The 26,470-nt window shown below is 60.8% G+C and carries 22 protein-coding genes and 2 pseudogenes; 6 read left to right on the forward strand and 18 right to left on the reverse strand.

The window, feature by feature from the left end; all coding sequences use genetic code 11:
* Nucleotides 1-25 precede the first annotated feature (25 nt).
* Both AB3X99_RS24335 and AB3X99_RS24340 read right to left on the reverse strand, forming a co-directional pair.
* Nucleotides 26-2,833 carry an ATP-dependent Clp protease ATP-binding subunit gene (locus AB3X99_RS24335; RefSeq protein ID WP_368618397.1) on the reverse strand — a complete coding sequence of 936 codons (2,808 nt, stop codon included), beginning with the start codon at nt 2,831-2,833 and terminating at the stop codon, nt 26-28.
* 41 nt (nt 2,834-2,874) lie between these two features.
* Nucleotides 2,875-3,048, reverse strand: a pseudogene (locus AB3X99_RS24340) (encapsulin); the annotation flags it as partial.
* Between AB3X99_RS24340 and AB3X99_RS24345 the strand changes: the two are divergent.
* The 3 genes from AB3X99_RS24345 to AB3X99_RS24355 all read left to right on the forward strand — a co-directional run bounded on the left by AB3X99_RS24345 (nt 2,986) and on the right by AB3X99_RS24355 (nt 4,520).
* Entirely contained in the window at nt 2,986-3,261 is a 276-nt protein-coding gene (locus AB3X99_RS24345) for a hypothetical protein (protein WP_368618500.1), read from the forward strand. The pseudogene AB3X99_RS24340 and the gene AB3X99_RS24345 sit on opposite strands and share 63 nt — an antisense overlap.
* 433 nt (nt 3,262-3,694) lie before the next feature.
* Complete coding sequence (locus tag AB3X99_RS24350) at nt 3,695-4,153, forward strand: hypothetical protein (protein WP_218108667.1); 459 nt, start codon at nt 3,695-3,697, stop codon at nt 4,151-4,153.
* Nucleotides 4,154-4,187: 34 nt separating this feature from the next.
* Nucleotides 4,188-4,520 carry a DUF6566 family protein gene (locus tag AB3X99_RS24355; RefSeq protein WP_368618398.1) on the forward strand — a complete coding sequence of 111 codons (333 nt, stop codon included), beginning with the start codon at nt 4,188-4,190 and terminating at the stop codon, nt 4,518-4,520.
* Between the two features lie 144 nt (nt 4,521-4,664).
* Here AB3X99_RS24355 and AB3X99_RS24360 read toward each other — a convergent pair whose 3' ends face one another.
* From AB3X99_RS24360 to AB3X99_RS24390, 7 genes and pseudogenes are all read right to left on the reverse strand, one after another.
* Nucleotides 4,665-5,186, reverse strand: coding sequence for a hypothetical protein (locus AB3X99_RS24360; RefSeq protein ID WP_368618399.1), 522 nt, complete (start codon nt 5,184-5,186; stop codon nt 4,665-4,667).
* Between the two features lie 83 nt (nt 5,187-5,269).
* Nucleotides 5,270-6,169, reverse strand: coding sequence for a LysR family transcriptional regulator (locus tag AB3X99_RS24365; protein ID WP_368618492.1), 900 nt, complete (start codon nt 6,167-6,169; stop codon nt 5,270-5,272).
* A 464-nt stretch (nt 6,170-6,633) separates the two neighbouring features.
* Entirely contained in the window at nt 6,634-7,545 is a 912-nt protein-coding gene (locus AB3X99_RS24370) for a bestrophin family protein (protein WP_368618400.1), read from the reverse strand.
* Between the two features lie 133 nt (nt 7,546-7,678).
* A complete protein-coding gene (gene cydB, locus AB3X99_RS24375; protein ID WP_342946406.1) occupies nt 7,679-8,686 on the reverse strand; it encodes a cytochrome d ubiquinol oxidase subunit II in 1,008 nt (335 codons plus the stop codon).
* Between the two features lie 4 nt (nt 8,687-8,690).
* Nucleotides 8,691-10,079, reverse strand: a complete 1,389-nt coding sequence (locus AB3X99_RS24380) for a cytochrome ubiquinol oxidase subunit I (protein WP_342946405.1) — start codon at nt 10,077-10,079, stop codon at nt 8,691-8,693.
* 99 nt (nt 10,080-10,178) lie between these two features.
* Nucleotides 10,179-12,455, reverse strand: a complete 2,277-nt coding sequence (locus tag AB3X99_RS24385; protein WP_368603001.1) for an FdhF/YdeP family oxidoreductase — start codon at nt 12,453-12,455, stop codon at nt 10,179-10,181.
* Between the two features lie 332 nt (nt 12,456-12,787).
* Nucleotides 12,788-12,907 (reverse strand): annotated as a pseudogene (locus tag AB3X99_RS24390) (cytochrome BD ubiquinol oxidase subunit II); the annotation flags it as partial.
* Between the two features lie 329 nt (nt 12,908-13,236).
* On the opposite strand from AB3X99_RS24390, the gene AB3X99_RS24395 reads away from it, so the two are divergent.
* From AB3X99_RS24395 to AB3X99_RS24405, 3 genes are all read left to right on the forward strand, one after another.
* Nucleotides 13,237-14,661, forward strand: a complete 1,425-nt coding sequence (locus tag AB3X99_RS24395; RefSeq protein WP_368618401.1) for a PLP-dependent aminotransferase family protein — start codon at nt 13,237-13,239, stop codon at nt 14,659-14,661.
* Nucleotides 14,662-15,406: 745 nt separating this feature from the next.
* A complete protein-coding gene (locus AB3X99_RS24400) occupies nt 15,407-16,048 on the forward strand; it encodes a MarC family protein (RefSeq protein WP_069266293.1) in 642 nt (213 codons plus the stop codon).
* A 37-nt stretch (nt 16,049-16,085) separates the two neighbouring features.
* A complete protein-coding gene (locus AB3X99_RS24405; RefSeq protein ID WP_368618402.1) occupies nt 16,086-16,460 on the forward strand; it encodes a TraR/DksA family transcriptional regulator in 375 nt (124 codons plus the stop codon).
* Nucleotides 16,461-16,509: 49 nt separating this feature from the next.
* On the opposite strand, the gene AB3X99_RS24410 is transcribed toward AB3X99_RS24405, so the two are convergent.
* The 9 genes from AB3X99_RS24410 to AB3X99_RS24450 form a co-directional block, all read right to left on the reverse strand.
* A complete protein-coding gene (locus AB3X99_RS24410) occupies nt 16,510-17,478 on the reverse strand; it encodes a Dyp-type peroxidase (RefSeq protein WP_368618493.1) in 969 nt (322 codons plus the stop codon).
* A 319-nt stretch (nt 17,479-17,797) separates the two neighbouring features.
* On the reverse strand, nt 17,798-18,115 hold the full coding sequence (locus AB3X99_RS24415) for a hypothetical protein (protein ID WP_368618403.1): 318 nt from the start codon (nt 18,113-18,115) through the stop codon (nt 17,798-17,800).
* Between the two features lie 592 nt (nt 18,116-18,707).
* On the reverse strand, nt 18,708-20,036 hold the full coding sequence (locus tag AB3X99_RS24420; RefSeq protein WP_368618404.1) for a sensor histidine kinase: 1,329 nt from the start codon (nt 20,034-20,036) through the stop codon (nt 18,708-18,710).
* A gap of 19 nt (nt 20,037-20,055) precedes the next feature.
* Entirely contained in the window at nt 20,056-20,772 is a 717-nt protein-coding gene (locus AB3X99_RS24425) for a response regulator transcription factor (RefSeq protein ID WP_368618405.1), read from the reverse strand.
* A gap of 7 nt (nt 20,773-20,779) precedes the next feature.
* Nucleotides 20,780-22,369 carry an alkaline phosphatase family protein gene (locus AB3X99_RS24430; protein ID WP_368618406.1) on the reverse strand — a complete coding sequence of 530 codons (1,590 nt, stop codon included), beginning with the start codon at nt 22,367-22,369 and terminating at the stop codon, nt 20,780-20,782.
* On the reverse strand, nt 22,366-23,103 hold the full coding sequence (locus AB3X99_RS24435) for an energy transducer TonB (RefSeq protein ID WP_368618407.1): 738 nt from the start codon (nt 23,101-23,103) through the stop codon (nt 22,366-22,368). Before AB3X99_RS24435 ends, AB3X99_RS24430 begins: the two co-directional genes overlap by 4 nt.
* A gap of 1 nt (nt 23,104) precedes the next feature.
* Nucleotides 23,105-23,503: an ExbD/TolR family protein gene (locus AB3X99_RS24440; RefSeq protein ID WP_368618408.1), complete on the reverse strand. Its 399-nt coding sequence runs from the start codon at nt 23,501-23,503 to the stop codon at nt 23,105-23,107.
* A gap of 2 nt (nt 23,504-23,505) precedes the next feature.
* Entirely contained in the window at nt 23,506-24,204 is a 699-nt protein-coding gene (locus tag AB3X99_RS24445; protein ID WP_368618409.1) for a MotA/TolQ/ExbB proton channel family protein, read from the reverse strand.
* 21 nt (nt 24,205-24,225) lie between these two features.
* Nucleotides 24,226-26,400: a TonB-dependent receptor gene (locus AB3X99_RS24450; protein WP_368618410.1), complete on the reverse strand. Its 2,175-nt coding sequence runs from the start codon at nt 26,398-26,400 to the stop codon at nt 24,226-24,228.
* Between the last annotated feature and the right edge of the window lie 70 nt (nt 26,401-26,470).

A 26,470-nucleotide genomic window follows, 5' to 3' on the forward strand; every position in this document is an offset into this window, starting at 1 on the left:
CGGGCGCCACTTCATTCCTGACTATTTAGCTGGCGTTCCGCCCCGACTCTTTGTCGCTACGCTTTTTGCGCCCCTTGCCGGAGGCGGCTCCGGTCGAAGGTGCGGCCTTGTCTGCGTCTTCTTTAGACTCAGCGCCATTGCCTATCTGCGGCTCAGACGTGGCTGCCGGCTCGAGCTTGTCAAATTTCACTTCTTCGCTTTCTTTGTCGTAGTCAATTGCCACGCTATCGCCGGATTTGAGCGTGTCGCCGAGTATTTCCCTTGCAAGGCGTGTTTCCACTTCCTGGCGGATTTGCCGTTTCAGTTCGCGCGCACCGAATTCCGGTTGATAGCCGACATTGACCAGATGGTCCACCAGCGACTCGCTCACCTTGAGCGTGATGTCCTGTGCGGCTGCAGTGCGAACTACGCGATCGAGCTGAATCTGTACGATCGCGCGAATATTCTCCTTTGAAAGGGAATGGAACACGATGATATCGTCGATCCGGTTGAGGAACTCTGGACGGAAGTGGCCCTTGAGCACTTTCATCAGCTCCTCGCGCACCTCCTTTTCGCCCTTGCGCTGCGCCTCTGGCTGCTCGAGGTTATCCATGATGATCGAGGCGCCCAAATTACTCGTCGCGATGATGATCGTGTTGCTGAAATCGACCACGCGGCCCTTGCCGTCCGTGAGACGACCGTCGTCGAACACCTGCAGAAGGACGTTGTAGACATCGGGGTGTGCTTTCTCGATCTCGTCGAGGAGGATTACGCTATACGGGCGCCGCCGCACGCGCTCGGTGAGCTGTCCGCTCTCGTCGTAACCCACGTACCCAGGCGGAGCGCCGATAAGCCGGGCGACGGCATGGCGCTCCATATATTCGCTCATGTCGATACGGATAATTGCCTGCTCGTCCCCAAAAACGCTCTCCGCAAGCGCCTTTGCGAGCTCGGTTTTGCCAACCCCCGTCGGCCCGAGAAAAAGGAACGTTGCAATGGGGCGGTGCTCCTGACCCAGGCCCGCGCGTGACAGGCGAACGGCATCGCTCACCGCCACGACCGCGTCGTCCTGACCGACCACGCGCTCTCGCAACTTGTCTTCCATCTTCAGAAGTTTTTGACGTTCCTCCTGCGTGAGCTCGGCAACAGGAATACCGGTAAGGCGCGAGACGACCTCTGCGACGGACGCTACCGTAACTTCCAGTGTTTCTGTGCCGGTTTTACGCTGCCATGATTCCATCTGCTCATCGAGCTGTTTCTGCTTGTCGTTGATGCGTTCCTCGAATGCCTTGGCCTCATCGAAGCGCTTGCGCGACGACGCGTAGTCCTGCTCGCGCTTGAGCTGGGCAACTTCCGCTTCGAGTTCCTGGATGTCGGCCGGCCGGGACGTGGCGCCGATGCGCACGCGCGCGGCGGCCTGATCGATCAGGTCGATGGCCTTGTCCGGGAGAAAGCGCGAGGTGATATAGCGGTCTGCAAACTCCGCGGCAGCGACGAATGCGTCATCAGAGAACGTTACCTGGTGGTGCGCTTCAAGCTTGTCCCGCAGGCCGCGCAAGATCACGATGGTCTGCTCGACGCTGGGTTCTGGAACGAGCACCGGCTGGAATCGACGTTCCAGCGCCGCGTCCTTCTCGATGTACTTCTGGTACTCGTTGAGCGTAGTCGCACCGATGAGGCTCAGTTCGCCGCGCGCAAGCGCGGGTTTCAAGACGTTCGCGATGTCGAGGCCACCTTCACCGCCGCCCTGTCCGGCACCGACGATGGTATGCAGCTCATCGATGAACAAAATCAGTTCGTCCTGCTTGGCCGTCACCTCGTCGATCAACTGTTTGGCGCGCTCCTCGAATTCGCCGCGGTACTTCGCACCGGCGACCATCGAATTGATATTGACCTCGACGAGGCGTTTGCCCCGCAGCACTTCAGGCACATCGCCATTCACGACGCGTTGTGCGAGTCCTTCAACAATCGCGGTCTTGCCGACGCCCGGTTCGCCAATGAGTACAGGATTATTCTTTTTGCGGCGCGCTAGCACTTCAATCGTGCTTTCAATCTCCTGAGCGCGACCGAGTACCGGGTCGAGCTTGCCCTGGCGAGCGAGCGCGGTAAGGTCGCGGCCGAACTTGTCGAGGTTCGGCGTGCCGGTGGGTGTTTCGACGCGCCCGTCTTCCGCGCCCTTGCCGACGACCTTTACGACCTTCTGGCGCAGCGCCTCAGCCGTTACGCCATACTTCTTCAGCAGCGTGCCCGCAAGGCTTTCCGGGACGGCTGCAAGGCCGATCAGCAGATGCTCCGGGCCAACATAGGAATGTCCGAGATCGCGGGAGGCCTGGAATGCGAACTGAAATGCCTTTTTCAGACGCGGCGATACGGTCATTCTCTCGAGCGATTCGTCGTCGCTGGCGGTCCCGTGCTTTGCGTGCTCGTCGATATAGCTCTTGATGTCCTGGGGAGAGAGCTTCAACTCTTTCAGTAGCGCCGCGCACACGTCGGTGTCGGCGAGCACGTAAAGCAGATGCTCCGTATCCAGCTCGGTGCGGTGTAACTCGTGGGCCTTTTCCGCCGCGCGCTGGAGCAGCTCCATGGTCTGCTCACTGAATGCATCGGTTGCGTCGACGGACTCTCGAGGCACACTCGCGCTCAGTCCGGACTCGTCTCCGAACCCGCTCAGCAGACCGGACAGATCGCCGCCCCCGCCGAGCAGAGAGTCGAACGGATTCAGCATGCTTTGGTGGCGCATCAGCTGTCGATAGTGATAGTCGCAGATCGACAGCGACTTTCGCTCGCCGTTCTCGGTCACAACGACTCGCGCAACAGCGGGGCGAGCGTGGCAGATATCGCAGAGTGTAGCCATGATCGAAGCACCTTTAACCGTTGGGGGTTAACCTGAAGAAGTCAGCGGGCGCCGTCCGTTGCCTGTGAAAGGGCAACCGGCACCGACGCTTCGCTTGTTGGCATCAAGAAAGTGAACGTTTCACGCAGATACAGCCTGACCGTAGTGTCGGTGTGGCCAAGATAGCCGATGGAAAGCTCCTCGCCGAAATGGAGCTCGTAGTCGCCCCCGCGTGTATCATGGCGCGCGCGTTCCAGTTGCGAGAGCCGGGGTCGCTGTTCACGACCGTGGTGGTGGCGTCGCGGTTGTCGGGCAAGTGTGCGGCCAACTCGAAGCGCAGGTCGATCGTCGCCGCAATAAAGTTCGCGAAGGCGCCGACGGAACGCATCACGGCTTGCGGCTCGGTACCTGGCCTCTTCATCGGGAGACTCCTGAATAACGATGTGTGATATCCACGCAGTCAATACGTTGAATCACACTGTTTCAGTACGGCGAGAAGCCGCCTTTCAATACACCGTGGACTATCCGGAAGACCGCGCCCGGGGTTGGGGGAAATCGCGGCGAAACCAAAAAGGGACAATTTGACGATTGAATTCTATTGTCGGATTCAGCGGATGTGAACATCTCGCCATCCGATACTTTATATCGGCGAATTCATGACCGAGCCAATTCACGATATCAGGTATCGGGTTCAAGAGAGGAACCCGACAATTTTGCGTGGTGAATTTCGATGTACGATTTGTCCAATGTGGCGATAAATGCATTGCATTGCTCACACGAAATGCATGAGGCGCCGTTCGGCCCCGACCTGATCACGGGGTCTTGATTTTTGGTTTCGTCAGCTGCCGCCGGTCCGGTAGCGCTTTCCAACGGGGTTCAGTGATGAAATTCGATAACGAGGCGAGCGCGCGTGTGGATGCGCCCAAAAAAGCCGGGCCGCACCTGACTACGCACGAACATGTGGGGCTGAACGGCAAGATTGCGGTCGCCATTACCAATGTGGTGGGGACAATGTGGTGCGCTTATGTCTTTGCGGCGATTGCACTTGTGAGCTTACCCTCGGCAATCCAAAGCGGCATTTCAGCGCTCGTTGCGTGGATCGCCCAGACCTTTTTGCAGCTCGTACTGCTTTCGGTAATCATGGTCGGCCAGAAGGTGGCAGCAGCGGCATCCGACAAGCAGGCATTGCAAACCTACAAGGACGCCGAGGCACTCCTGAAACTGCAGGACGAAATGCGCAGCCTCATTGAAGTTAACAATACGCTAACGGAAGCAATTCATCGCGCAGTGCAGGAGATGAGAACCTCGACGACCGGACGGCCGGCCGCGCCGGCGGATTGACGACCAGCAGCCTGCGTTATCACGGAGACCCCGGATGGTGCCAACCGAGAATGTGACGTACAACGGGTTTGTGATAACGACACGATCCCGCAACAACGAGCGCGGCGGCTGGGTCGCGCACGTGGAGATTCGTCGCGACGGCCGTTTGTTTGTTTGCAGCCCTGACGCCGTCCAGCCGGAATGGTTGACGGAGACGGAGGCCAATCGGGATGGCCTCGAGCGAGGCTGCAAATTCATCGACCGTATAAAGAACGACCGTCAGGATCGCTCGTGGGTCGCCGTTCGCGAGCACGCGGAGCGCTGGTTCTTCAGACTCGAAACCTCGCAGGAAGCGCAGCAGATCGTCCGCGATCTCGATGCGCATTGAGGGGACCCGCTAGCGCAGTCGAACCACGCCATGCACCGTGGCTGTACCGCGCCGCATCAACTGTCGTCGACATTGTTGGCGTAGTGATCGATTGCGACCTTGCACTCGTCTACGATGACCCGAAGCTGGTCCGGCGTTGGCGACTCATATCGGTCGACCCTTTCCCTGGATGGTGAAGCTGTGCCGCGTGCGAATCAGGCTGCAACGCAACGCCTTACCACGATAGAGATTGTGTGAAGATTTTGCCGCCATAACCGCGCACGACGTCCTCCACTTCATTGTCAGGTGGATTCCTGGTTTCGAGAATGAGCGCGAAGGTCCCGGACGGAGTTCGAGTTCAATCGCGCCCGTTAGTTTCTTGTCCAGAACGTGCTCCAGCGCCCGACCCGCGAGCCCGGCACCCGCGCCTGCGACAGCGCCCGCGATTGCGCCGGGCGGCCCACCCAACAGACCGATCAGCGCACCGCTTACTGCGCCGATCACGACGCCCCAGTGCGGCTCGCTGTATTGCGTCAGCACGTGCAGCTTGCCGTCCGAAGTCTTTTCGACCATCACGCCGCTTTCAATCTTGAAGTCATCGTCCTTTTCGAAATTGTGCAGATCGCGCGAAGCTCTTTGAGCGACATCCAGATTGCCAAACGTTGCCACGATCAGTTTCTGAGTCATGCCCTCTCCTGTGATCATCATCCGGGACTCTTCAAGATAGTCAATCGGGATGCTCGCGTCATTGAACATTATTCCGATATTAACTATGGGTTCAACGCCTCCGAGATGTAGCTTCTGAGCGTGTCGACGACTTTACGGACCCGCAGGGCAATTGGACGCTGCGGCTGGATCAGCAGGTTCAGGGCAAGCGCGGGCACTTCATATTGGGGAAGCACCCGCACCAGTTCGCCGGTCGCGAGGGCGTCCTTCACGGCCGGCGCCTCGAGCACACCGAGCCCGAGTCCAGCCAAGACCAGTTCATACATCGGACGCCAATGCGTCGTCTTGATGATCGTCTGAACCGGCACGGAATCGATGAGCGCGCCGTCCCGGCAGATGGGTAGCAGGTCCGCATCGAAAGCACCCTTCACGCGGATCAGATTGTGTTGCGAGACATCCGCCAGGTCGTCGATCGCGTCGCTGCGGCTCAGATAATCCGGCGAAGCAACGAGCACGCGTTCGATGTCCCCAAGCGGCCACGCGATGTACGCACCGTCGCCCAGCTGTCCGAGACGAAACGAGATATCGACGCCCTCGGTGACAAGATCGGTGACCTTGTCGTTGAGCACGAGCTCGATGTCGATGCGCGGATAGCTTTCACGGATACGCTTGACGCCCTCCGGCAGAAGGGTTTCGCCGAAGCAATGCGGCGCTGCAATACGGATCGCGCCCTTCATTGCCTGTTCGTCGTTCGAGACTTCGGCCACGGCTTGCTCCACAGCGCCTAGAACAGCCTTGCTGCGTTCATGGAAGATGGTTCCCTCAGGTGTGCACTTGAAGGCGCGCGCGTTGCGCAGCAGCAGGCGGCATCCAAGGTACTTTTCGAGCCGCTCGATGCGCTCGCTGACGGCCGGCTGGCCGATGTCCAGATCTCTTGCTGCGCCCGAGATGCTGCCTCTTTCCACGACTCTGACGTAAATCCGCATAGCCTCCAGCAGATTCACATTGCGTTCCCTGCCGTGGCCGGGGATATTCGCGGTGCGTCCTTCCGTAAGTGGCGTTGACATACGATTCCTCTCATTTCTTTAACTCCAATTCTTGCGTCGCATCCAGAAGAGGCGACGTGGCGATGGAACAAGAGTAAGAGGGGGGACTCATGCGTGGAACGCACAAATCGCACTCACTGAGTAGAGTACAGTTTGGATGCACGAGCGCCGGGTGAAGAGCGTAGATAACAGTTGGAGCCCTGGCCAGCCCTGAACTGTTATGGAAACTGGATCGCCCAGTGTCGGGAGCGCTGGCGCAAGCTGCCTGCACAGTGCCACGGCTGAGGACGCGCTCGCGTTGCGCTTTCTGCCGCTCGCGTCGGCACTTACGTCAATCGCGTGCCACGTGGAACTTTTCCACCACGCATGATCGAACCCGTACAGTTTCAGGGAGATCGGCTCAAATGAGCTTGCGTGTCCACTCAGGTAAGCTGATAGGGGCGAACGGGAGCAACCGGCTCGGGAACGGGACATCCACATAGCTCCAGAACGGAGCGTTCAATATTGCGCGACATCGCGTCGAGTGCGAGCGCATTGGGCGCGACGCTGAACGGATCGGCGACTTCACTGGCAATCGCTTCGAGCGCTATCAGCGTATAGGCAATGAAAACGCACAGCAGCGGCGTAAAAAATTCCGTGGAATCCACGAGCCCGAACGGCAGTAAAACACAGTAGGCATAGACGGTTCGATGCAACAACACGTTATAAGCAAACGGAATCGGCGTTGCGGCGATACGCTCGCAGCCGCCCAATGCCTTGCCCAGTTCGTCGATCTGTGCGTCGAGCATCCACAGCTTCGTGTCGGGCGTGTGAAGGCGATGCTTCGGGAGCGAGAGCTCGCGCCGTATTTCGTTGAGAATGTACATCGGTTGATAGATCTGGCCGCCTACGATCTCGGCCTGCTCGCGGCCGAGGAGCCGCTGAAAATCCACCGTGGGATCGGTGCCGCGCAGTTCGTGCTTGAGGGCGTAAATGAATCCGACAATCAGCTGGGCGATGCGCAAGGTGTCTGCGCGCTCCGGAATGTAACAAAGCATCTGCGAAGTGAGCGTGCGTGATGCGATCAGAAAAACACCCCAGAGATGCCGCGCTTCGTTGAAGCGCTCATAACTCGCATTGTTTCGAAACGCGAGGAAGATAGCCAGTGCGACGCCGAACAGGGTGAAGGGCGCGGTGTTGAGCGGGATCTTTTCTCCAAATACGCGCCCGTGCGTGAAGACCGCCAGTGTACTCACCACCGCCATGAAGCACAGTTGTGGGATGATGGATGACAGAACCGAGCCGTTCCAGACGAACAGCAACCGGAACCAGTTTTCTCGGGGCCGGACGATCATGATGGACTTTTATTATCTGGAATAAGGAAATACGTTCGCCTGGCCTTAAGGCATGCGTGATCCATTCAGGTTTCCTCGCTGGCGCGCGCCGTAGTTATTCGGAGCTTACGCGCGCCGCGAGGAATCATGTGCTTCAGTGATAGCCGTGGTCTCCTTCACGCACCTTGCCGCGGAAAACGCGATATTGCATCGCGTTGTAGACGAGAATGATCGGCAGCACGATGATTGTGCCGACGAGGGCGAACAGTTGGCTCGAGTGGCTCGACGACGCGTCCCAGATCGTGAGCGAGGGCGGAATGATGTACGGCCAGATGCTGATAATAATGCCGGTATAACCGAGGAAGCAGATTGCCAGGGAGAGCAGGAAGGGGGTCGACTCGTGGCTCTGGTTAAGCGCGCGGTAGATGCCCACGACGCACAGCACAACCAGGATCGGCACCGGCAGGAACCAGCCGAGATTGCCGCTGAAAAACCATCGCTGTCTCACGGCGGGCAGGCCTAGCACCGTCCAGAGGCTGACGATGGCAATCGCGAGGAGCAGAACCGCGAGCAGCGGGCGCATCACCACGCGCATCTTGCGCTGAAGTTCGCCGTCGGTCTTCAGGATCAGCCAGCCGCAGCCGAGCGTCGCATACGTGAGCAACACGCCGAAACCGCAGAAAACGCTAAACGGCGAGAACCAGTCGAACGGGTCGCCCGCGAACTTGTCGTCGACGATCTTGATCCCCTGCAACAGCGATCCGAGCGTGATACCCTGGCACATTGCCGCGAGCGCCGAACCGCCGATGAACGCGAGATCCCATGCATGTTGCGTGCGCGTGGCTTTTGCGCGCAACTCGAACGCCGCGCCACGGAAAATCAGGCCGACCACCATGAGAATCAGCGGCATGTAGTTGGCGGGCAGCAGCGTTGAATAGGCGATCGGGAACGCGCCGTAGAGGCCGGCGCCACCGAGCACGAGGAACGTTTCGTTGCCATCCCATACCGGCGCGACGGTATTGAGCATCACCTCGCGTTCGGCTTTCCCTTCGAAGAACGGAAACAGCAGCCCGATGCCCAGATCGAAGCCGTCGAGCATCACGTAGATGAAAACGCCGAGTCCGATGATGATTGCCCAGATCACAGGAAGATCGATTTGCATGGCCTCATTCCCCCACCACAGCGTCGAGTGCGCGATTGTGCAGTCCCGGATACTTGAGCGATTCGATGCTTTCCACTCCGGTGGCCGGACCCTTTTTCATCATCTTGAGCATGTAATAGACGCCCGTTCCGAACACGAGAAAATAGACAATCACGAAGATCAGCAGCGAAACACCCGCCTGCTGCGCGCCAATGGGCGACATGGAGTCGACGGTACGCACGATGCCGTACACGGTCCACGGCTGCCTGCCCACTTCAGTCGTAATCCAGCCCGCCAGTAGTGCCAGAATGCCGGATGGTCCCATGCATAATACGAACCACTGGAACCAGCGCGCTTCATAAAGGCGGCCGCCGCGACGAAGCAAAAGTGCGACCACGGCAGTGAGCAACATCAGCATGCCGAGTCCGGCCATGATGCGGAACGTCCAGAAGATAATTGGCGAAAACGGGCGATCCTCCGGGGGAAACTCCTTGAGTCCGCGAATTTCGCCGTTCCAGCTGTGGGTGAGAATCAGGCTGCCGAGATGCGGGATGCGGATCGCGTAACGCGTCACTTCCGCGTTCATGTCGGGAAAGCCGATTAAATTGAGCGCGGTGCCGCCGCGCTCGGTTTCCCAGAGCCCTTCTATTGCGGCGATCTTCGCCGGCTGATACTCCCGGGTATTGAGGCCGTGCGCGTCGCCGACCAGAATCTGAATGGGCGCGAGAAAGAGCAATATCCACAGCGCCATCGAGAAACTGCGCTTCACCGGCACGTCGCGCCGCCCCTGAAGCAAATGCCACGCGCCGCAGGCGGCCACGATAAAGCCGGCAACGATAAAGGCTGCGATGGTCATATGCGCCAGACGGAACGGGAACGAAGGATTGAAGATCACCTTCCACCAGTCCACCGGCACGATGCGGCCATTCTGAATCGCGTAGCCTTGCGGTGTTTGCATGAAGCTGTTTGACGAGAGAATCCAGAATGTCGAAATGAGCGTGCCGATCGCGACCATGAGCGTGGCGAAGAAATGCGCTTTCGGACTCACGCGATTCCAGCCGAACAGCATGACGCCGAGAAAACCCGCCTCGAGAAAGAATGCGGTCAGGACTTCATAGGTGAGCAGTGGACCCGTGATATTGCCCGCAATCGTCGAGAACCCACTCCAGTTCGTCCCGAACTCGTAAGCCATCACGACGCCCGAGACCACGCCCATGCCGAACCCCACCGCGAAAATCTTCGACCAGAAGCGGTACATGTCCTTATAGGCCGCATCGCCCGTGAGCAGGAGGCGCCATTCGAGCACGGCGAGAAAGCTTGCCATACCTATGCTGATCGCCGGAAATACGATGTGAAACGAGACGGTGAATGCGAACTGCAGCCTGGCGAGATGAAATGCGTCGAAGATGTCCATGATTCTTCTGAGCTCCTGGTGACGACTGCATTTGCCTGCCAAGGACAGGCCGGCCGCGGGAAGCCGGGCACCCGGCCGGACTACCGGAATACCATGAGACTAGTTTCCCGCCGCGCGCACGACATGCACGGGCACTGACTTGTACGAAGGCGTTCCGCTTTCCTTGTCGATATAGTCCAGTGGGACAAGCACGTTGGCTTCCGGGTAATAGGCCGCCACGGAACCGCGTGCGATGCTGTACACAATGGCCGTGATGTTCTTGAGCCGCAGCTTGCGGCCCGAGGTGACCGTTTCGATGTCGACAAGATCGCCGTGTTCGATGCCGTACGCGGCCATGTCGTCCGCGTTCATGAAGAGCACGTCGCGCCGTCCAAACACGCCGCGGTAGCGGTCGTCCATCGCGTAGATCGTCGTGTTGTACTGGTCATGACTGCGGATCGTGATGAGCCGCAGCACGTTTTCCGCACCCAGCACGTCGGCGTCTTCCTTCACGCCGCCATAGACGGAGAACTCGGCCTTGCCCGATGGCGTGTGCCACTGCCGTTCGGTTGGCGGAAGCGGCAGGCGGAATCCGCCCGGTACGCGAATGCGCCGGTTGAAGTCCTCGAAGCCGGGTACGGTCTGCTCGATCAGATCGCGAATCTTGTCATAGTCGGCGATCAGGTCCATCCACGCCACTTTGGTGGCGGGCAGCGTGGCACGCGCCATGCCGGCAACAATCGCGGGTTCGGAGCGCAACTGTTCGGAAGCGGGCGTGAGCTTGCCGGCCGATGCATGAACCATGGACATCGAATCTTCCACCGTGATGGATTGACGCCCGGTACCCTGCATGTCGAGTTCCGTGCGGCCGAGGCACGGGAATAGATAGGTTTCCTTCGAAACGAGCAGATGGGTTCGATTGAGCTTCGTGCCGATGTGCACGCCCAGGTCGAGTGCAGCCATCGCGGGAAACGACTGTTCGGAGTCGGGTAGCGCAACGGCGAAATTGCCACCCAGGCAGAGCAGCGCCTTGGCCTTGCCGTCGATCATGGCTTGCATGGCTTGCACCGCGTCATGACCGTGCGCTTCGGGCGGCGTGAATCCGCAGGCCTTCTCGATCAGCCCGAGAAACGCTTTCGACGGCTTTTCGGTGATGCCCACCGTGCGGTTGCCTTGCACATTCGAGTGGCCGCGCAGCGGACAGATGCCGGCGCCGGGCTTGCCGAAATTGCCGCGCAGCAACAGCAGATCGGCGATCAAGCGCACGTTGGCGGTGCCTTTATTGTGCTGCGTGACGCCCATGCCGTACGTGACGATCGTCGCGTTCGATTTGGCGTAGGCGATCGCCACATGTTCGAGGTCGGGCCGCGTAAGGCCACTGGCTTTCTCGATGTCTTCCCACGAAGTGGCTTCGAGGTCCGCCGCGAAGGCGTCGAAGCCTTCGGTGTGCTGAGCGATGAACGCCTTGTCGAGTATGTCGCCTTGCTCCGACTCCATCTGCAGCAGCGCTTTCATGACGCCCTTGAGCGCGGCCGCGTCGCCGCCGGCGTCCAGCTGAAAGTAGGTCGACGCGATGCGGGTCGAGCCGAACGTCGCCATTTCAATCATGCTTTGCGGATCGGCAAAGCGTTCGAGCGCGCGCTCGCGCAGCGGATTGAAGACGATGATCGGCACGTTTCGCCGCGCAGCTTCGTGCAGCGTGCCCATCATGCGCGGATGGTTCGTGCCCGGGTTGTGACCGATGGAAAGAATGAGTTCGGTCGAATCGAAATCTTCGAGCGAGACAGTGCCTTTGCCGATCCCGATCGATTGCGGCAGACCAACGCTCGTCGGCTCGTGGCACATGTTCGAGCAATCGGGGAAATTGTTCGTTCCGTACTCACGTGCGAATAGTTGATACAGAAACGCCGCCTCGTTGGATGCGCGTCCGGACGTATAGAACTCGACCTGGTCCGGCGTAAGCGAGCGCAGGATCTCACCGATGCGCGCGAATGCGTCTTCCCAGTCGACGGGCTGAAACTTGTCGGTGGCGCGGTCGTATACAAGAGGATGTGTGAGCCGCCCCATGTCTTCGAGCTCATAGTCCGTTTTCTGCAGCAGCGAGCTGACTGTGTTCGCAGCGAAGAATTCCGGCGTCACCCGCTTCGTGGTGGCTTCCCAGGTCACCGCCTTTGCACCGTTCTCGCAGAACTGGAACGTGGACCGGTGTTCCTTGTCCGGCCACGCACAGCCGGGGCAATCGAAACCATCGGGTTGATTGGTCCGCATCAGCGTAATGGGCGCCTCGATGCTTTCCATTTGATCGTGAATCGCCTGCGCGGTTGCTTTGAGCGCGCCCCAGCCGCCGGCGGGGCCGGTGTAGGGATGGACGCCGGGCACATCACGTAGCTTCGTCATGGGAAACTCCATTGGGTTTTCTACGCACGCTGCGAAAAGCCGGGACAATGCCATACCGGGACCGCACAAGTCCGCGGATGATATCCGGCGTGCCACGCTTGATTCTAGGCAATCCCGAATTCGGAACAAGAATTAACTTATTAACTTCGACTTTTTATTTTATCGTTGTGTATATTCGAATATCTCGATCTCCATTGCTGGACAGACACCGTCACATGACGATCGTCCAAACAAAAATGAGGTGGAGCTAAAATTCTCCACCCCATTCTAGGGATGCAGCGCGTTGTCGTGAACTGCCGCCTAACCGATATTAGCTATCGGGAGCGCAGGCGTTAGTGCTTGACCGGTACCACCTTGCCTCGGAACAGATAGAGGTTGTACCCGATGATGACCGGAAACACGATACCAATGCCGAACAGCATAGGCGTAAGCGTGGTGCTGTCCGAGGCGGCGGCGGCCACGGGCGTGAATACGGCGACGATTGCCGATGCCGACCGTTGTCGGCAGGCCGCGGCTCGTGGCCTCATGGCGCATGTTCGAGCAGTCGGGGATATTGTTGGTGCCGTACATGCGTACGAACAGCTGATAGAGGAACGCAGCTTCGTTGCTTGCGCGGCCCGATGTGCCCATGAGGGTGTGCGCGGTATCTGGATAGGCGCAAGCGTAGAAGTTAAGAGGGGCTTGCATGACACACAGAATCCACCTGGAACATGGAGTACAGTTTCGTCCGCCGCAGTACACTGTATGAACTGTGCTGTGAGAGATTGCCGGGGAGACCACAGTGAAACTCTATGAAAAACTCGCGGACGATATCGAGACGCTGATTCGCAAGGGCGTCTACCGCCCCGGCGACCGCGTGCCGTCGGTTCGCCAGGCGAGCCAGCAGCACCGCATCAGCATTACCACCGTGATACGCGCCTATCTGCTGCTGGAAAGCCGCGGCGTGCTCGAGAGCCGCCCGCAGTCCGGGTACTTTGTGAGCACGCGCGTGGGCGAAGGACGCACGCATTCGGACGAATTGCGCACGAGCCGGCCGATTGCGGTGTCGGCGACGGTCGATGTGAGCCGCCTCGTGCTGTCCACGCTGCGCTCCATCGGCGCCGACGACGCTGTGCCGCTCGGTTCGCCGTATCCGGACCCGCAGCTTTTTCCCTATGAAAAGCTCAACCGCTACGCGTCGGCCGCGGGACGCACGAAGTCACTATGGGGCGTGACCAACGCGCTGCCGCCGGGCACACCGGAACTGGTCCGGCAAATTGCACGGCGGTACCTCGAAAACGGGATGGCCGTGGACCCCAACGAGATCATCGTGACGGTGGGGGCGACGGAGGCCATCAATCTGTGTCTGCAGGCGGTCGCCAAACCGGGCGACGTGATCGCCGTGGAATCGCCCACGTTCTACGCCATGCTTCACGCCATCGAGCGCTCGGGCATGAAGGCGATCGAGGTGGCGACGCACCCCGAGTACGGCATCGAAATAGAGGCGCTGGAGAAGATCATTGAATCAGGGCCGATTGCCGCCTGCATGGTGATGCCGAATTTCCAGAATCCGCTCGGGTTTCAGATGCCTGACGAGCGCAAGCGCGAACTTGTCGCCCTGCTAGCGAAGGCGGGGATACCGGTGATCGAAAATGGTGTGTACAACGAACTGTATTTCGGCGATTCGCATCCCACCACGCTCAAGTCGTATGACAAAAAGAACATGGTGCTTCACTGCGGTTCATTTTCGAAGAGTCTGACAGCGGCGTATCGCATCGGCTGGGCTTTACCCGGCCGTTATCGCGACGAAGTCGAAAAGCTGAAGTTTCTCAATACGCTGACGACTTCGGTGATTCCTCAGCTCGCGATCGCCGAATATCTCGAACGGGATGGTTACGAGCATCACTTGAGGCGCATCCGCAAAAACTACGCGCAACAGGCCAATCTGATGAAGTCGATGGTCGCGCGCTTTTTTCCGGCGGGCACGCGCACGTCGAGTCCGACGGGTGGATACGTGTTATGGATCGAATTGCCGGCGAAGGTGGATTCGATGAAGCTCTACCAGCTCGCTCTGGCGCGGGGAATCACGATCGGACCGGGCCATATGTTTTCCGTCTCGGACAACTATCGCAACTATATCCGGCTCAATTACAGCACGCCGTGGTCGCCGGAAATCGAGCAGGCGGTCATCACGGTCGGCAAACTCGCAGCGTCGTGCGCGCGATAGGGAAAGCGTGCTGCTCAGGTAAGCCAGCAACCAAAGTCATAATATCGGACGAGTTCGCGCGGTCGTACATTTGTACCGGGCCGTGATGTGCCGTCAACGTTTGGTCAACGGCATGCACCACGCAACTTGAATGTTATTTGTCGATCTGATGCGGCGCGGCGCGCAGTGGATTCCTGTGAAATAACCCTCTGCGTATTCCTACTTCTTCATCATGGCCATAACGAGAAAATGAAACGGTAGCGTGAGTAGAACGGTCGCGCCGAATCCGACGCACCAGAGAATGGCCATCCACTTCAGATCGTGCAGAAAACGGTGCCTTCGGCTCTTTCGCTCAAGCGCCACGATTGACTCCCGCTGGTCGTCAGGAAACTGATTATGGCACCGGCACGCGAGAGCAAGCAAGACGGATTGGTCCAGCAGGCCCGCGAACACCGGACTTACACGTGATGCCAAGTATCGGAAGAGATGAGGGAGATTTTATTTCGGGACTTGCTGCCGCGGCACAGACCATGGCGCAGCAGGCACAGGTACTGTGTACATGCGTTGCCATTTTCAAGCTCGATGGCGAGCCGGTGGGCCGACTCTCATCGAAGCCGTCAGTGGCCGATTCGTGGTGATATGCTCGAAGCGGCGCTCACGAGCCTGTCGCGAAGGCGGGCGGCCCGGGCTGGATTGAAGCGTCTGCTGCGTTCGTCGAACGGTACGCGTTGGAATCGTAGGGTGGACTGCGATCACGAGGTTACTCATGGCCATCGACTTCACGTTTTCGATGAAGGTCTTCTCCTCGCTCTTTGCGATCATGAATCCCGTCGCGAACATCCCGGTTTTTCTTTCGCTAACCGAAGGGATGGCGGAAGGGAAGAAGCGGGCCGTTGCGGCCACAACCTTTATCGGCGTGACAATTGGCTGTGCCATCTCCGTCACGCTGGGCGAGACGATCCTCAACGTGTTTGGGGTCAGCATCGACGATTTCCGTCTCGCGGGAGGCTTGCTTGTATTGCTGATCGCGCTGGACATGGTACACGGCTCGCCCAGCGCGCAGCACACGCCGCAGCAACGCGAAGTGGGGGAGAGCGGCTATGATCAGGACGTGGCGATCTTCCCGCTGACGACGCCTCTTCTTGTCGGCCCCGGCACGATCGCCACGCTGGTCGTGTTCGGGCACGCCGCAGCCGCCAACGGAGAGATTGGGAGTCTCGCCATTGGGCTGGTCGTATTCCTCGCATTGCTGGCCGTTGCGTTGTTTTCCGCGCCGTATCTCGGGCGCTTTCTGTCTGCCAAGGTGACGGCAATTGCCAGACGTCTGATGGGTATGATACTGGCAGCCATCGCAGTCGAAATGATGGCCGCAAGTTTGACGACAATATTCAAGGGTTTGGTTCACTAGCTCGCAGTGTCATTGATGGATCTTCGGGAGAATCGCTATGACTGGCCAGATATTGAGCGAAGCGTTCATCGAGAATCAGCGTCAGCGCTTGCTGGCGATGCAACGCGAGGTGCTCGGCGGTGAAGAAGGGACGATTTCGGCCGAGCGCAAGGAGGAGGAGGCGTCCGGCGACGAGGCGAGGGAGTTCGAGGACGATGCCCAGAAGATGGAGCAGGATATCGCCAATCAGGCGCTGCGCAGCGTGAACGACCGCAGGATCGCCGACATCCAGCGTGCGCTTGAAAAGATCGTCGAAGGCACCTATGGGTATTCCGATAGAAGCGGCAAACCTATTCCCATCGAGCGACTGAAGGTACTGCCCGAGGCAATCCTAACGGTACAGGAGGAAAGCGAGCGCGATGCCGGCCGCTGACTTCGCCCGCTTTTCACTTACTCCGCCACGCGACGGGAAGTAGCCGCGATCACCCTGCGATGCTGCTTAAAAATTGTCGCGCCGGCGCAAAGAACGTCACCCCCGTTACGGCCTTTGAGAAGTCCAGAATCCGGTCGTGGAGCGGTGGCGGATCACCGATAAACATTCGCTCGAGCATTTTTTCTATCACCCACAGATGGCGGGAATAGCCAATGAAATAGGTGCCGTACTCGTTACGACCCGGCGCGGCGAACGGCATGTTGTCGCGGAGAATATCGTGTTCTCCGTCTGCATCTTCAATGGTGCAGAGCGTCTTGTGCGATTTCTGGCCCGTCGTCGCGTCCGCCAGCTCGACATTATCGAATTTTTTTCGACCTATGATGGCTTCTTGCGTCTCCACGCTTTGTGCTCGCCAGGCAGCCATGTCGTGCAGATACTTCTGGATCACGACATAACTGCCGCCGGCATATTCCGGGTCTTCCTCCGCGATTATTGTTGCGTCGGGCAGATCGAGACCATCGGGGTTCGCGGTGCCATCGACGAATTCCAGCAGATCGCGTCCGTCGAAATAACGGAATCCCGCCACGTCGTCAATGACTTCGACTGCGGTGCCGAAGGCTTCGAGGAGAATTCTTTCGAATTCGACGATGACGTCCGTCGATTCCGCGCGTACATGATAAAGCAGATCGCCCGCGGTTGCGACGGCGGTGTGAGTCGCGCCCCGTACTTCCTGGAACGGTCTGAGCTCCTTCGGCAGCGGCTTCCCGGTGAGTGGCCCCCAGGCGCGATGTGAGATCCCTACGTTACAGCTAAAGTGGCCACCGCTGGCTCGAATCCGGACGTCTTTGACAAGATCGTCGGTGCTGGCGATGACGGATCGAGCGAGAGCGATCGACGCGTTGTCGTCCTTGACCACGAGTACGAGGAAAGCGGCGGCCGCCGAGCAGGGTGCATCGATCGATTGCGGTTCGACCGCGAGTGCTTGTTGTTGCGCGGATGGGATCTGCGAAGTTGGCACGTTCAAGGGCCCTCCTGTGGTGACGCGAACTGCCGGATCGCATCGGGACGATGTTCAGGGACGGCAGGTTTGTGGCATGAGCCGCTACACAATCACGATAACATCCATGCCGCTTCTCCATTTTTTGGGCAGACATTGGGCGCCCGCTTTCTTCGCCGAAGTCAGGAACAAACGGCAATAAACTTACGAATGACGGTCTCTTTCCGTCATATCTCTTGTAGTTTTGCGCGATCTGAAGCTGCGGCATGCTCCGATTCTTAATATCGGATGAAACCAATCTGAGGTAATGCGAGAACGGACCGAAACCAAAAAGTAATGCCTAGCGGATCGGCGCGGTCGAGTCGCCCGCAAGGAGCAATTGAGGGAGCTGCGAAAATGACCAGTTGTCCCCGGTGCGATCGAATATCCATACGACGTCGAAGCGGTCATCGGGCCACGTTGCAGGGACGATGGGCGCGCGCGGCATGTGCCCGATGAGCGACGGCAGCACTTTGTGCTCCCATGCAATCAACACGACGCCCGCGCGAGTGAGTACGTCTGCCATTAGCGCTCGACCGTCGTCTTTCAGATAAGTCGTGACGTAGTCGACCTGCGACGTCTCACGCAGCAGCGAAACAAGGGGCGCCACAGTTTGCATCGACCGCTTGCTCTTGCTCGAAGGACCTGCACCCGCAGCGAATACGGTGGCTGGTTTGAGTTGCGCCGCATGCGCTTTCTCGATTGGGCAAAAGAATCGTGCCAGAGCGCCAGCACGCTGCCAACCGCGAACGCAAAGGCTCTCCGCGTCAGGCTTGCCGTCCGCTTCGATTCCCATACCTTCATTTGCGGCGGGCTTATCCGCGTGCCGGATAAACATGATTCTGTCGGGTCGCATGCTGCCTCCAGAGGGTACCGGTTAAAACACGGTCTACGATGTTATAACGAATGTCGAGTCGACTGGCTGATGCGGTTCGATACGGGGCAGTGGCGGGTCGGGACTTGTGAGAAAAGCGATCGAAGAGCGGCGAGCGCCGAACAAATGGAGCGCAAGACGCGGCCGCCTTCTGTCAGGACTACTCCGCGGATGCGCAATACCAGCGAGCACGCGTCCAACGACCGGGCTTGGCAGCGCGAGACCGTATGCCGGGCGCGGATGCCGGAGCGCGCTGGGACTCCCTTTCATCGGGAGCACTCGTTCTGCGGGATGTTTCGCCCCATGGCGAATCCCCGAAGGTCTACAAGGTACCGGGTTACCCGGCCCTCGGAAACCGCAACTGCATCCTGCATCCGGGCTCGTTGTCCAGGATCTCGATGGCCGCGTCATGAACCCGCGCAATGGCGGCGACGAGGCTCAGGCCAAGGCCATGGCCCGGGATTGAGCGTCCGGACGTGTGTCCGCGATAGAACGCCCGCAGCACAGCACCGCGCTCGGCAGGTGCGATGCCGTGCCCTGTATCGGCTACGACGAGCAAGGGTTGCCCGCCGTCGATCCGCGCGCTCAGCTTGACTGCACCGCCTTCGGATGTGAACTTCAGCGCGTTGTCGACAAGGTTTTCGATTGCGCCGAACAGGAGATCGAAGTCCCCATTGACTTCGACTGGCATGGACGTATCCAGAGTCAGCGAAAGGCCGCGATGCTCCGCAAGGGGCTCATACAGTTCGGTGACATCGCGCATCACGGCGTCGAGGGAGACCCTTCGAAAACTCGCGCGGCGGCTGCCGGACTCGACTTCCGCAATGCGTAGCAGCGCGCTGAAGCGATTGAGCACGAGGTCCGACTGGCCAATTGCCTCATCGATTGCGCGAGCGTACTCGTCGGATGTGCCCGTGCGCCGGCGTGATCGCTCGAGTCCAGCACGCAGGGAGGTCATCGGCGTGCGCAGATCGTGCGCCACGCCCGCACACACGCCGCGCACTTCCTCCACTAGCCGTTCGATCTCGTCGAGCATCGTGTTGACGATCGCGGCAAGGTGGTCGAGGTCGTCATTGGTGCCGCGCTGCGGGAGCCGCCGATTCAGCTTGCCCGCCATGATTTCGCGGGCGGTCTCGCCGATTGCCGCAATCCTGCGGTTCGCGAGGTGGTTGAGTGCCGCGCCGCAAGCGAGCGCGAGCAGGCTCGCCAGCGCCACGCCGGCGCACAGCGTCTTGAGCAGGGTGCGGTCAAAGCTGAGCACTTCGTCGATCGAATGGCCGACCACGATGCGCAACCCGCTCGTGGTCGGAATGATGATGCCGCGATAGTGCGTGGTCACGGTGCGGTTGCCGTCCTGGATCGTCTCCGTATAGTTGAATGGCTTGCGATCCTTCTGCGGCGGCAGTATCGAGACATTGCCCGCGAGCCGTATGCCATTCGCCTCGAACACGCCATAGGGCCGCGTGCTGGCAATGTCCCGATGGCTGAGCGCGCCAATGGTCGCGATCGCCTGGTCGCGACTGATCGCATGAAACTCGGCAAACTCGCCGCGCAGGCGTTCGTCGACCTCGTGCAGCAGATAGCTGCCCGTGAGCCAGTAGAGAAGCGCGAAGAGCATGATCGCCGAGCCGACGAACGCCAACAGCAGCCAGCCGACGCTCCTCATCCGCGCATGCCCGCGCCTCTTAAGCCGTTGCATGGATGATGTAGCCCGCGTTGCGCACCGTAACGACCATCGCCGAGAGGCGCCCGTTGAAGCTCAACTTGCGGCGCAGGTTGCTGATATGCATGTCGATTACGTTCGTCTGCGTGTTGAAGTGATAGTTCCAGACTGACTCGAGCAGCATCGCGCGTGTGACCACCTCGCCCGCGTGACGCATCAAGTATTCGAGGAGGCTGTACTCGCGCGGCTTCAGTTCGACGAGCTGTGCACCGCGCCGCACGATGCGCGTTTGCGTGTCGAGCGTGAGGTCGTCGACCCGTAGCAGTGACGCTGCGGGCGTGCCGCTCGTTGCCGCATACCGGCGGCGCAGCAGCGCGTTCAGTCGCGCCGTGAGCTCGAGTCCGTCAAATGGCTTGACGAGATAGTCGTCGCCGCCCGCCCGCAAACCCCGAACGCGTTCGTCCACCGCATCGAGCGCGCTCAGAATCAACACGGGCGTTTCCTTGCCGATATTGCGCAACGTCGCGAGAATCGACAGGCCGTCGAGGTCCGGCAGCATGCGATCCAGCACGATGGCATCGAAATCGCCATTGGTCGCGCGCAGCAGCCCATGAAAGCCGGTGGGCACGCATTCGGCGTCGAACCCGTAGTCTTCGAGCGCTGCGGTGATTTCGAGCCCCGCGCCGGGGTCGTCTTCGACGACCAGAACGCGGGAGCGGCTTGAGGACGGACTGCTCATCGGGGGCTCATTGGCGGGTCGATGGCCGCGCTGCGGCGTTGGCGTTCTTGTCGTCATAGGCGAGCGAGCCCGTCGCAGTCCAGCGCGTATCCGGCAGCACCGGTGTGCCTTCGAGCTTGACGGCCTGTAGTGCATCGGGCGGGAGGCCGAGCGCCGCGAGTATCGATGGCGCGACCTGGGTCGTCGATACAGGCCACGTCACGCTGCGGCCCGCTTGTGCAAGCCGTGGGCTCGATATGAGCAGCGCGACATGGGTGTCGTCGTCGTGGAACCCCCCGTGTTCGGCGAGCTTACCATCGTGAGGCGGCGTAAATATGACGCCGTTGCGCGACACGATCACGATGTCCGGCGTGCGGCTATCGGCGGCGGGCGCGGGGAACCGCAGCGCGAGACGCTCACCGCTGATGACGTCGACGATACCCAGTTCGCGCGCATGCGCACGCAGCGCGGCGGTGATGCTTTGCGCGGCGGACGGGTGGCGCAGCCAGACGAGCGCGCCGTGGTCCGTGGTCAGTTGCGCGAGCGCGCCGGGCGCTGCCTGGTCGATCACGCCAGCGAGGCGCGCCTCGTCGATCTTGTCGAGGCGTGCTCGATCGATCGGCCCGTTGCCGTGCTTGGCAGTCACGATCACGAGCGTGTCGTCGCGCAGGTGCTGTCTGTCGAGTTCACTCAGGAAGCTGCGCAACTGTGCATCGACATGCGCGATCGCGCCGTCGAGACCTGGCGTGAGCTCGCCGTTGGCGTCGCGATAGCCGTAGATTTTCTGGGCGACGTTGACCGATTGCAGGTTCAGGCCGAACACGTTCGGCACGGTTGCCGCTGCGCTGCCGTCGTGAGTGCGGCCATCGATCTCGTTGACGATGGCGCGCGCCTTCATGTCGTCATAAGCCTCGGTTTTCGCGAGCGAGCCGGTGATTTCGCGGGGCTTCGCGTCGCTCAGGCCTTCGTAGTTCGCGCCGATCTCCGGCAGGAACAGATCGTCGACACCATGGCCGGACGGGCCTTCCACCAGTTCGTAGGTCGGGTGCTTGTCGATCCAGGCGGTGTAGCCGCCCGCGTCGCGCACCGCCTCGAAAATTGTGTTCACACGCAGGTACGCGTGCGGGTAGACGGGCGCGCAACCGTGTCGCGGGTCGCGCGGCAGCTTGGCCGGGTCGATCATGTCGTGGCCGTGGCCGTCGTCCTCGTCGAGCGATTCGTCGTAGCGCACGCGCGTGCCCATGCGGCTGCAGTCGCTGCCGGGAGGGGAGAGGGCGCGGTCATAGGAGTCGTCGTAGTAGACGCCGGTGGCTGCGGGAGTGCCGCCCGTCACGAGTGCGAGCAGGCCGGGGAAGGAGTCGGCCGGCACGACCGCGCGGGCGTGTGTGTAGTTGACGCCCTGCGCCGCAAGCTGCGCCAGTTCGCTGTCCGGATGCGCGGCAACGAAGCGGGCGAGATCGCTCGCATGCAAGCCGTCTACGCTCACGAGCAGCACGTGGTGGACGTTCGCTTGCGCGGGCAACGAAGCGGCGGCTGCGGCGCTGCCCGTCAAGAGGGCGAAAGCGCCGGCGAGCGCGGCGGCGAGCGTGGTGACCATGGAAGGCAGCAGACGATTCATTCCTGATCGGCGAGATTGAAGTTGACCCATAGTTGTTCGGTAAGAGTTTTTCCTGCGAAGTCGGATTCCGGCATCGGATAGTTGGCGTCATGCACGGCGGCCAGCGCGGCGCGGTCGAGCAGGCCGATGCCGCTGGACACGAGGACCGTGGCGCCCGACACGACGCCGTCGCGGTACTGGAACGCGACGCGCGTTCGCCCTGACATGCCCGCCATGCGTGCCGACTCCGGGTAGTGCAGCGCGGCCTGGATCGCGGCGCGTAGCGCGCTTTCGAAGCTGACACTGGCGCGTGCGGGCGCGGGCGGAACAGCAGGCGCGGGCGGCGGCGCCGGTTCGGGCGGTGCGGCCGTTGGCGCGGTCGCCGGCGCCGGAGTTGGCGCTGGTATCGGCACGTTCGGCTGCGGCGCCTCTGCGTGCTGCCGCGCAGCGGCATGCACCACGCGGCGCACCGGCGGCGTCTCTCGAGGCCGTGGCGGCTGAACCGCCGGATGCGGCGGCTGCGGCTTCGGAACCGGCGTTGTAACGGGAACTGCAGCGGGCGCGGGCTGCGGCACCGGTGCGCTCGTCAGCGCAAGCAGCGTAGGCGGCCGCTGAGGCGGCGGCTCGGCGCTTTTCTGCCGGAGCATGAACCACGCACCCGCGAGCAACGCACTTTCCACGACCAGCGCGACAGCCGCCGCCGCGTACAGGCGGTGCTTTTCCGGCGCGAGGCGTGCGGTGGACAAGGTTGTCATGTCACTTCGCCGCCGGCTGGGCCGCGAGGCCGACCTGGCTCACGCCGGCGGCGCGGCTCGCGTCCATCGTCGTGACCAGATACTGCAGGCGTGTGGTGCCCGCGCCCGCAATCGTCACGACGGTATGCGACGGGTCAGCCTGCGCGGCCAGCAACGCCGTGAGCTGCGCGGGCGTGAGCGTGCGGCCGTCGACCGAAAGCGCGCCGTCCTCGGCGAGCGTGACCGTCACCTTCGGCGGCGGCAACGTTTGCGTGGTCGAACTGGATGGCAGCTGCGTGGCGAGACCCGCGTTCGGAATCATGTGCAGCGTGATCATGATGAAGAACACCAGCAGAAAGAACATGATGTCGATCATCGGGATGATCTCGATGCGCGCTTTGCGTGCTTCAAAATACTTCATCGTCACGCTCCCTGCGGGGCGATCGCGGCCACACCATGTACCGTGTCACGCGCATTCTCGCCGGCCTCGAAGCGCGCCTCGTGCGCATGGCCCGCCATGCGGTTGACGAGCGACACTTTCAGCGTTTCGAGCTGATGCGCGGCGAGCCGCACACGGTTATGCAGACCGTTGAAGAACAACAGGCCGATCATCGCAACGAAAATGCCGGATGCGGTTGCCACGAGCGCTTCGGCAACACCACCCGTCACCTGCGTGGGCGCGTTGCCGGGATTCGAGAGCACCTGAAACGCGTGAAACATGCCGACGATCGTGCCGAACAGGCCAAGCAGCGGCGCGAGCGTCACGATGGTGTCGAGCACCCACAGGAAGCGGTCGATGCGCGGGGCTTCACGCATGATCGTTTCATCGAGCGACGCCGTGAGCGTGTCGCGGTTGTGCTCGCCGCCCATACGCGCGGCGCCAGACAGAAGCCGCCCCACCGGCAGCTCGCGATAGCGGGCCGCCAGCGTCGAAAGCGTGGCCGTATCGACGCGGCCGGACCGGTCGAGCTGATTGAGGACCGTACGGCCGCTGGCGGCCACGCGTTGCAGGAACCAGGTGCGCTCGACGATCAGTGTCAGTGCAACGAACAGCATCGCCGCGATGACGTACAACACGCCGCCCGAATCGCTCGCTAGTTTCATCAGAGTGTCGGCAGTCATGGAAGGGAACTCCAGTCAAAGTTAAAAGTCGGTGGACACCGTCGCGAAGACCGCGCGACCCGGAATGGTCCAGTAAAGCGGCGTGTTGTCCGCGACGGTGTAGCCTGCGAGCCCGTTGATGCTCGTCCGGTTGAAGAGGTTGTCGATCTCGAGGCCGATTCGCGTGTTGCGCATCCAGGTAGTCGGCGACTTGATCGTGTACGCGCCGGCGAGATTCGTGACCATGTAGCCGCCAATGGGCTGCTGGTTGCCGGTATCGCCATACTGGTGGCCGACGAACTTGCCTATGAGTGAGCCGTGCAGCGGGCCGCGGTCGTAGATCACGCCAAGCGCGGCCGTTTGTTGCGGCGCATTCGGCATCCAGTCGCCGGTGCTCTTCTGCTTCGCCGAATTGAAGGTCAGGTTGCCGTACAGGCTGAAGCCGTAGCCGGCGTAGAACGTCGCTTCGGTCTCGAAGCCCTTGTAGACCGCGCCACCGGCGTTAGAGAAGATCGTATTGCCGCCGATCGTCGTGCTCGTCACGGCGTTGCGGAAGTTGATGTAGTAGAGGTCGGCGGATACCGTAAAGCGGTCCGACTTCCAGGTCGTGCCGATCTGGTAGTTGTCGGTACGCTCGGGGTCGGGCTGTCCCGATGCCGAAGGGTCCGGCACGTAGAAAACGTTCAGATTCGGCGCGAGAAAGCCCTGAGCGTACTGCACATAGGCGCTCCAGTTGCGGTTGATCTGATCGTGCAGCGTGACGGAAGGAAGCACCTTCGACCACGTATGGCTGAAGTCCAGCGGCTCGCCGGTCTTCTGATTGAGCGGCGAGTCGATGCTCCGGCTAAACGACACGTACTTCACGCCGGGCGTGAGCGTGAGCCCGTACGGCAGCTTCCACGCGTACTGGATATACGGCTGGAACGTGAGCAGATCGTCGTGCATCGTGAAGTTCAACTGCTCGAGCGCGAAGTTCAGCGAGGCGTCCACGTTCATGTTGTCGCGGAAGTTCGACTGATGCGTGAGCCAGCCGCCCATCTGCAGCGTGCCGGGGCCGAGTTCCCGCTGTGCGTTGAACACGTCGCCAAACGCGCGATAGTTGTTGGCCATCTGCGTGGCCGGCACGTTGTTCGGGCCGAAGCTGGTGCCGTTCGGCGTCTCGCCGTTGGGGTCGAGGCCGTTGAAGCCGTCGTGGTAATAGCCGTACGTGTACAGCTTGTTGTCGAGTTTCCAGCCGCCCAGTAACGTTTGCACTCCGATGTACTCGAAGTCGGTATTGATGCGGTCGAAGTTGTAGCCTGAGTAGGCCTGGCTCGTCGGGTCGTTGTTCAGCGCGAAGTTGGGGCCGAATTCGCGGATCTGCGCCGCCGTCGCGCCGAGCGACGTGTTCTGGTAGATCCGGTTGTAGGTTGCGAACAGCGTGACCACCGTGTTGTCGCCGATCGGTTTGTCGAGCTTGAAATAGACATTGTCGCGCCGCTGCCCGACATCGTTCAGATACCCGTCGCTGCTGGAGTGGTTGTAGCCGACCACGGCGCGCGCATCGCCCCATTGCTGGAGGTCGCCGGTATTGAACTGCGCCCCCGCGAGCCAGGTGTTCCAGCTGCCGTACGAACCCAGCACGCTGAAAGCGGGCGTGAGCGACGGCTCGATCGACGTGATGGCGACAGTGCCGCCGAACGTAGCGAAGCCGATTTGCGAAGCGTCACCGGGGCCGCGGTCGACGGCAAGGCTGCCGATCGTCTGCGAGCTGAAGAACGACGTCGAATGGTGCGTGAAGTCGTTCGAGTCGCCGAACGGAATGCCGTCGAACGTCACGTTGTACTGGCCGTCCTGGAACCCGCGGATCGACAGGCTCTGGGTTTCCATGAGGCCCGGGCCGTTCGGGTTGATGCTCGAAACGCTCGGTGCGATCTGCAGGATGTCGCTGTAGTTCGACGTGGGCGGTGTGCTGTTCTGGATGTAATTCCGGTTGATGATCGACTTCGGCTCGGTCGCGGTGAGCGAGCCCTGTGTGGGCGCTTGCGCGGGAGCCGACTGCGGGTTGGACGATGCGCCGGTGTCGCTCACGGCGGCTGATGAAGTCGCGGTGCTCTGAACGGAGCCGAGATCTCCGCTGGATTGCGCGAAGGCGAGCGGGGCGCCCGTCGTGCAAAGCGAAGCCAGAATGAGTTGTGCAAGCGGCTTTCTGCGCAGCCGCGGGTGAGGGTGTGTCATCCGTAGTAGTCCTTGCTTTCGATTGACGCTCTGCTTGAGTAACGCTGCAATCGTATGCACAAGGAGTTAA

The organism is Paraburkholderia sp. BR10882, from assembly GCF_040948855.1.
In the GTDB taxonomy this organism is placed as follows: Bacteria; Pseudomonadota; Gammaproteobacteria; order Burkholderiales; family Burkholderiaceae; genus Paraburkholderia; species Paraburkholderia nodosa_A.

Excerpts from the sequence above, each read along its gene's own strand:
- AB3X99_RS24335 (WP_368618397.1), bottom strand. The coding sequence starts at position 2,833 with ATGGCTACACTCTGCGATATCTGCCACGCTCGCCCCGCTGTTGCGCGA.
- AB3X99_RS24350 (WP_218108667.1), top strand. The coding sequence starts at position 3,695 with ATGAAATTCGATAACGAGGCGAGCGCGCGTGTGGATGCGCCCAAAAAA.
- AB3X99_RS24355 (WP_368618398.1), top strand. The coding sequence starts at position 4,188 with ATGGTGCCAACCGAGAATGTGACGTACAACGGGTTTGTGATAACGACA.
- AB3X99_RS24360 (WP_368618399.1), bottom strand. The coding sequence starts at position 5,186 with ATGACTCAGAAACTGATCGTGGCAACGTTTGGCAATCTGGATGTCGCT.
- AB3X99_RS24370 (WP_368618400.1), bottom strand. The coding sequence starts at position 7,545 with ATGATCGTCCGGCCCCGAGAAAACTGGTTCCGGTTGCTGTTCGTCTGG.
- cydB (WP_342946406.1), bottom strand. The coding sequence starts at position 8,686 with ATGCAAATCGATCTTCCTGTGATCTGGGCAATCATCATCGGACTCGGC.
- AB3X99_RS24380 (WP_342946405.1), bottom strand. The coding sequence starts at position 10,079 with ATGGACATCTTCGACGCATTTCATCTCGCCAGGCTGCAGTTCGCATTC.
- AB3X99_RS24385 (WP_368603001.1), bottom strand. The coding sequence starts at position 12,455 with ATGACGAAGCTACGTGATGTGCCCGGCGTCCATCCCTACACCGGCCCC.
- AB3X99_RS24400 (WP_069266293.1), top strand. The coding sequence starts at position 15,407 with ATGGCCATCGACTTCACGTTTTCGATGAAGGTCTTCTCCTCGCTCTTT.
- AB3X99_RS24405 (WP_368618402.1), top strand. The coding sequence starts at position 16,086 with ATGACTGGCCAGATATTGAGCGAAGCGTTCATCGAGAATCAGCGTCAG.
- AB3X99_RS24415 (WP_368618403.1), bottom strand. The coding sequence starts at position 18,115 with ATGCAAACTGTGGCGCCCCTTGTTTCGCTGCTGCGTGAGACGTCGCAG.
- AB3X99_RS24420 (WP_368618404.1), bottom strand. The coding sequence starts at position 20,036 with ATGAGGAGCGTCGGCTGGCTGCTGTTGGCGTTCGTCGGCTCGGCGATC.
- AB3X99_RS24425 (WP_368618405.1), bottom strand. The coding sequence starts at position 20,772 with ATGAGCAGTCCGTCCTCAAGCCGCTCCCGCGTTCTGGTCGTCGAAGAC.
- AB3X99_RS24430 (WP_368618406.1), bottom strand. The coding sequence starts at position 22,369 with ATGAATCGTCTGCTGCCTTCCATGGTCACCACGCTCGCCGCCGCGCTC.
- AB3X99_RS24435 (WP_368618407.1), bottom strand. The coding sequence starts at position 23,103 with ATGACAACCTTGTCCACCGCACGCCTCGCGCCGGAAAAGCACCGCCTG.
- AB3X99_RS24440 (WP_368618408.1), bottom strand. The coding sequence starts at position 23,503 with ATGAAGTATTTTGAAGCACGCAAAGCGCGCATCGAGATCATCCCGATG.
- AB3X99_RS24445 (WP_368618409.1), bottom strand. The coding sequence starts at position 24,204 with ATGACTGCCGACACTCTGATGAAACTAGCGAGCGATTCGGGCGGCGTG.
- AB3X99_RS24450 (WP_368618410.1), bottom strand. The coding sequence starts at position 26,400 with ATGACACACCCTCACCCGCGGCTGCGCAGAAAGCCGCTTGCACAACTC.